Consider the following 781-nt stretch of genomic DNA (forward strand, 5'->3'; position numbering starts at 1 on the left):
ATCTGGCTCGGGTCGCCCAGGCTGTCGTTGTCGCTGATCTCGTAGTTGGCGCCCTGAAAGGCGGCCCGGACCCGGTTCGCGACAGTCCGGAAGTCTTCGCGGGAGTCGATGAACGCGTCAAGGTCCTCGGAGTCGCGATCGACCAGGCCGTGGGCGATCAACGCGCCCCCTCCTCCCAGGGCCATGCGGCTTCCAGAGGCCGACAGCAGGATCGCTGCGGCGCGCTCCTGGCCGCTAGACAACGGCACGAGGTACCTCGACCGCATCGTCGACGGTGTAGCCGAGCGACTTCAGGTGTGTGGCCCAGGAGGTGCGCCGCTGGTTGCTGATTCGGAACAGCGGCAGGAACCGGGCTAGGAGCTCAGGCTCGATCCAGGTGTGCGCGTCGGCCGCGGTGCCGTTGGTCAGGACCAGGCTGTAGGACTCGATCACGTCGCCGGCGTCTTCGGCGTCGAACCACCGTGCACTCGCGCTTCCTGACCAGTTCAGGTGGATGCCGAGCCGGAACCGACCGCGTGGCCTGAACACCGGGGTCCAGCGCTCGACCGGCGCGGTGATGTAGCGCCCCAGTGGGTCGGTCCCGAGACGAACCGCCTCCCCGCTCCAGGCATGGCCGAGCTGCCGCAGGACCTCCTCGACATCAGTCGGGGTCGAGCGGCGACCCGAAAGCCACTGGCTGACGGCCGCCTGGGTGACGTTCACGGCCGCAGCGAAGGCGGTCTGGTCAAGATGGGCAGGGCCCATCACATCCACCGCCTCCGCCAAACTGACCGCATTCATG

1 protein-coding gene and 1 pseudogene are annotated in these 781 nt (G+C 68.0%); both read right to left on the bottom strand.

The window, feature by feature from the left end; all coding sequences use genetic code 11:
* Positions 1–185: pseudogene (locus CF8_RS22210) on the bottom strand (hypothetical protein); the annotation flags it as partial.
* 49 nt (positions 186–234) lie between these two features.
* The coding region (locus CF8_RS20480; RefSeq protein ID WP_232211552.1) for a helix-turn-helix domain-containing protein at positions 235–781 on the bottom strand (547 nt) is incomplete at its 5' end.

Source organism: Nocardioides sp. CF8, from assembly GCF_000389985.1.
Lineage (GTDB): Bacteria > Actinomycetota > Actinomycetes > Propionibacteriales > Nocardioidaceae > Nocardioides > Nocardioides allogilvus.